This window comes from Meiothermus cerbereus (genome assembly GCF_051297115.1).
GTDB classification, from domain to species: domain Bacteria; phylum Deinococcota; class Deinococci; order Deinococcales; family Thermaceae; genus Meiothermus; species Meiothermus cerbereus_A.
Map to the genome: position 1 here is coordinate 1 of NZ_JBEVAL010000117.1, position 4,902 is coordinate 4,902.

Annotated in this window: 3 protein-coding genes and 1 pseudogene; 1 reads left to right on the top strand and 3 read right to left on the bottom strand. The window is 58.1% G+C overall.

Annotation, left to right across the window (positions count from 1 at the left end; genetic code table 11):
* Positions 1-72: 72 nt before the first annotated feature.
* From ABWU19_RS14235 to pgeF, 3 genes and pseudogenes are all read right to left on the bottom strand, one after another.
* Positions 73-1,593 (bottom strand): annotated as a pseudogene (locus ABWU19_RS14235) (type II/IV secretion system protein); the annotation flags it as partial.
* A 117-nt stretch (positions 1,594-1,710) separates the two neighbouring features.
* Complete coding sequence (locus tag ABWU19_RS14240) at positions 1,711-2,265, bottom strand: YqeG family HAD IIIA-type phosphatase (protein ID WP_435902317.1); 555 nt, start codon at positions 2,263-2,265, stop codon at positions 1,711-1,713.
* Between the two features lie 90 nt (positions 2,266-2,355).
* Positions 2,356-3,102 carry a peptidoglycan editing factor PgeF gene (gene pgeF, locus ABWU19_RS14245; RefSeq protein ID WP_435902318.1) on the bottom strand — a complete coding sequence of 249 codons (747 nt, stop codon included), beginning with the start codon at positions 3,100-3,102 and terminating at the stop codon, positions 2,356-2,358.
* A gap of 298 nt (positions 3,103-3,400) precedes the next feature.
* On the opposite strand from pgeF, the gene ABWU19_RS14250 reads away from it, so the two are divergent.
* Positions 3,401-4,564, top strand: coding sequence for a prepilin peptidase (locus tag ABWU19_RS14250; protein ID WP_435902319.1), 1,164 nt, complete (start codon positions 3,401-3,403; stop codon positions 4,562-4,564).
* Positions 4,565-4,902 lie beyond the last annotated feature (338 nt).

A 4,902-nucleotide genomic window follows, 5' to 3' on the forward strand; every position in this document is an offset into this window, starting at 1 on the left:
CACCCACCGCCGGATGAAGTGAGAGGAAAAGCAGGTTTATGCAGGCTATGCAAGAGGTGCAAGTTTTGAGTTAACCAGCTTGACCACCGCGTTGTCGTCGAGGGCACTGGTATCGGCGGCGTCTTCTTCCTTCTTTTTGCCCTCAAACTCCCGGGCGAGTTCCTCGACCCCGGTGGTGCCCCCGTAAAAACGCTCGATTAGCTTGCTGATGGCGGCCTCCGCCGACACCGCAGGCATGATGTCACGCTTGGTAATCATGCGCAGGTCATCGATGGCCAGGATGTTGCGGGGGTCTTTCATCAAAACCACCAGGGTGTTGCCCTCGAGGTGGTGGGGGAAGATGGTGTAGCGCCGAACGGTGGATTCGGGCACCATGGTGAGCACCGAGGGATCGGGGGGGGAGTCGGTGGGGTCGATGTAGGGGTAGCCAAGCTGGGTGGCCAGGCTTTTTGCCAGCATCTCGGGCTTGATCTTGCCCGACTGCACCAGGGTGTCTTCCAGGCGTCCACCACCCTGCCGCTGCCTGGAGAGGGCCTCTTCCACATCCTGGGCGCTAACGTACCCCAGCTCCACCAGCACCTCGCCCAGAGGCCGGGTTTTGCCCATGCGGCGCTGTACCGAAAGGGCATCCTGGAGCGCCGCACGGCCCAGCTTGCCCTCCTGCACCAGGGCTTCGCCCAGGCGGCTTTTCTCGGGGTAGGCCTTGCCAAATAGGGTTTCCCAGACCCTGGGCAGGGTGAGGATGAACTTCGTTGGGCGCTCAATTAGCTGGGTCACGGCATGGCGATGACGGGGATCGGCCAGCACCACCAACACCTGCTGTCCATCCTGGCGAACCGGTACCGCTTGATAGCGCAGGGCGTCGGGGCGCAACAAAAAGGCTGAGACTTCCTGTTGAAACTCGAGGTCGTCTAGTTCTGTCCTGAACTCAATATTGGCCTGCTCGGCCAGGGCCTGGTAAAGCTTTTCCTCAGATAAGCCATATTTATGGGTAAGCAAACGGCCCAAAAGCTCACCGGTTTTTTCCTGCTCGACCAGGGCCGCCTCGAGGTCTTCTCGGCTCAGCCAGCCCTTGTTTACCAGGATTTCACCAAGCTGGATCTCACCTGGAGACACAGCCGTAGGCGGCGGGGGCACCGGCAAGCCCAGCTCAGGATAGTGCAGGGCCAGGGCGTAGCGGAAGGAAGACTGTGTGGTCAGGTAAGGCTCAATAATCTGGTTGGTGAGATCCTCGAGCTCTTCAAGCACCAGGTTGTCCAGGGGGTTCAACAGGGCCACCCGCAGGGTACCGCCCTCCACGCTAAAGGGAATGGCCCCCAGGTCTTTGGCCCGCTCCGCCGGGATGAGCGATTTGGCCTCGGGAGAAATCTCCATTCCCACCAGTTCTACCAGCGGGATACCAAAGGCTTCCTCGATGGCCTGGGCAATACGACGTTCGGAAAGTAGCCCCAGCTCGACAATAATCTCCGAAAGATTGCCCCCTACTTCACGGTGTTGCTCGAGCGCCCGCTGGAGTTCTTCATCGCCCAACAGGCCCATATCCAGCAGGGCCGCGCCCAGTCTTTTATCGCCAATGGTTAAGACATTCGCCATTCGACCCGTCCTCCTACTCGAAGCTGTTAATGCCAGAGCCAGTAATGGAATGCCATTTAATGAACCAGATCATCGGGTTATTTACCAGGCTAACATAAGGCATCGCTTCGCTTCCTCCTAGTCTTTGCTTATTGTGGAGTTTTGGCAGAAATCTTTTGGGTCAAATTCCTCATTGGCTCCCGGGGTGCATCTGAAGTTGGGGTTTTGCAGCACCCAGCGCTCAAGTTTTCGCACCATCCGGGTATACCCCAGCTCGTTTTGCGAAAGCGGGGGAACCAGCACGGTATACATCCCAGCCAGATTTCCCCCCAGCACGTCAGCAAAAAGCTGATCACCCACCACCACCACCTGGCGGGGCGGCAGGCCCAGCCGCCTCAGGGCCTTGCGAAATCCAAACCAGGGCTTTCCTGCCGGGCCAAAACCTGGAATTCCCAGCTTTTTACACCAGTAACGTACCCGCCAGGGGCTGGCATTGGAGACGAGCATTATCGGAATACCAGCATTTTTAAGGCTTTGTAGCCATGCCAGCAGGCCCTCGGGCGCCTCGCCGTAGGTCTTATAGGGCACCAGGGTGTTATCCAGGTCGAGCAGCACAGCCTTCAAACCCCGCTTCTGAAGCCAGGCAGGGGTAATTTCGGTAACCGAGTTAAGCTGGGCCCCAGGCTTAAGCACAGCTTTAGTGTAACGAAAACTTTTGTAAGACTGAAGAACAAAGCCCACTCAATCAAATGGCTTTTCCGGTGGGGGCCAGCACCCTTTCTCTTACTGACTTGGCAGCATAATCAAAGCCCACATCCGCCCGGTCTGACCCCTATCACGCCGGTGGGAAAAGAAAACCGGGTCGGCATAGGTACAGCGCCCCAGCGCCCAGTAGTGCTGGGGGTTAATGCCAGCCCTCTGGGCCTGGGTACGTATGGCTCGCTCGAGGTCGAGCCGGTATCTGCCGGAGTGCTCTGGGTCGGGCCAGGCAAAGGCCAGGTCTTGGCGTTCGAACTGCTCGAGCACCTCCGGCCCCACCTGGAAGTTGGGGCCGCTAATACCAGGCCCCACCGCCACACGAATATCTTTTGGGCTCGAGCCATACCGGGCTCGCATCAGCTCAAGAGCCCGCGGCAATATACCCAAAACCACCCCACGCCAGCCTGCGTGCAGCGCCCCCACCACCTGCCGCACCGGGTCGTGCAATAAGATAGGGTAGCAATCGGCCACAGTAACCCGCAGCAGCAACCCTGGCGTGGATGTAAGCACCCCATCGCCCTCCTGGTCTCCGGCTGTCTCAACCACATGCACCTGATTGCCATGCACTTGACTTAATGCCACCACAGGCGGGTTGCCAAAAGCCGCCAGAACCCGTCGGCGGTTTTCCAGTACACAATCGGGGCTATCGGCCGTGGAAATGCCCAGGTTGAGGCTATCGAAAGGTGCAGGTGAGACCCCACCCTCACGGGTGGTAAAGCCGTGCGGCACTTGCAACAATGGGCTCTTGAGCATCAAAGCAGGGTGATTCATATAAGAAGCGTTCTATCTATGCGGGCTCCCCCTGCACAAAGATGCAGGCAAGGGCCCAGAAAAGCAGAGCCGGTACCTGCCTTCTTCCCCCTGTGTCCGAATCGCTTCAGTCGGGTCATACAGGCCAGCCACTGCTCCAACCTTACCGCGCAAGCCTCTGGTTTGCCACCATGCACTGCTGCGGGTAAGCAAACCCCTTCCCTGCTCCGGCGCATCTTTTGACATAGTGGCGCTGCTGGGTGGATTGGAACCATACACATCACAAGCCATCCAGTGCCCCTTCTCTTACAATAGCGGGGTGGAGTTATTACCCCTGTCCCTCCTTGTGGTTTTTGCCCTCCTGCTCGGAAGCCTGATTGGTTCGTTTCTTAATGTCGTGATTTATCGGGTTCCAGCGGGCATATCGGTGGTGTGGCCCCGCTCCCGCTGCCCCCACTGCGGGCATGCGCTCTCCCCCCTCGAGCTGGTGCCGATTGTTTCGTGGGTTGTGCAGGGGGGCAGGTGCAAAAACTGCAAGCACCCAATCCCACTGCGTTATCCGGCTGTGGAGGGCCTGACGGCAGTTCTTTTTGGCGTAGCCGCCCTGCTGCGCCCTGTTTTTCCCGAGCTGGTCTTTATATGGGCCTTCATCGCCTTGTTGATTGCACTCGCGTTTATTGATATTGACACCAAAACCCTGCCCAACTCGCTCAACTATGGGGGGATTTTCCTGGGTTTGCTGGGGGCTGGCTTACTGGGTTTCCCCCAAAACTTCCAAACAGCAATAGACGGCGGCTTGATGGGGGCTGGTTTGGTGGCCCTATTTGCGGGCTATGGCGGATGGCTATACAACCGCTTTAAAGATGGCCCCCGCGAAGGCCCGTTTGGCGTGCATCTGGTGCATCTGGCAGCCATGGTGGGTGCCTGGGGAGGGATGCTGGGCACCTTGGGTGGCACCTGGCTGGGGGGGCTGGGCATTGTGGTGGGCTTGCTCAACGCCTCGCTCAATGCCCGCACTGGCAAGGTGTTTGCCCTGCACGACAGCCTGACCCTCGGCCTTGGGGCGTTTGCTCCCATCGTGGCCTGGCTGCTGGGCCTATCGCCACTGGAAAGCCTGCGAGGAATGCTGGTCAGCGCCGGTGGCATGGCCTTGGCTGGAATGCTGTACTGGTGGCTTCGCAACCCATCCGACAAGACTGAGCCCGCACCTGCTGAGGAAAACCCTGGGGGCTACGTGAGCGTTATGGGTTATGGCGACGTGGTACTGGCAGGGTTTTTGGGAGTCTGGTTGGGCTTTAGCAGCCTGATGGTGGCAGTTTTTATCGCTGTATTTACTGGAGCCATCATTGGCTCAATCATGCGGCGGTTTGGCGACGACAACCAAATTCCTTTTGGGCCTTACCTGGCAATAGGCGGGCTGGTTGCTTTCTTTTACGGAAAGGCCATCGTGCAGTGGTATTTAGGTTACATCGGGCTGGCCTAAAGTGCGGCCTGTCAAATCGCCCAGACCTGTTCTCCAGGCCCATAGCACAGGTAGGTCTCAACCCCGCTATCCTGAACACACTGCCACCAATAAAGCCAGGCCAGACCGCAACAACCAGGGCCAGACAAAATAGGTTTGATTCGTGCGGGTATGGCCTTGCGCGATAGAAGTCGGCAGGACACCTTTCCCCGTGCAATGTGTGCCAAAGGGGGTATCCTTGTGCTTGGGCGTCTCTTGATGGAGGCGTTATAGTAACTCAAGTTGCCACCTAGACATTCCGAGCTAGAAAGCAAAAACTAAGGCCACTATGAACTGGACTGTTCTAGTGGCCTTCTGCA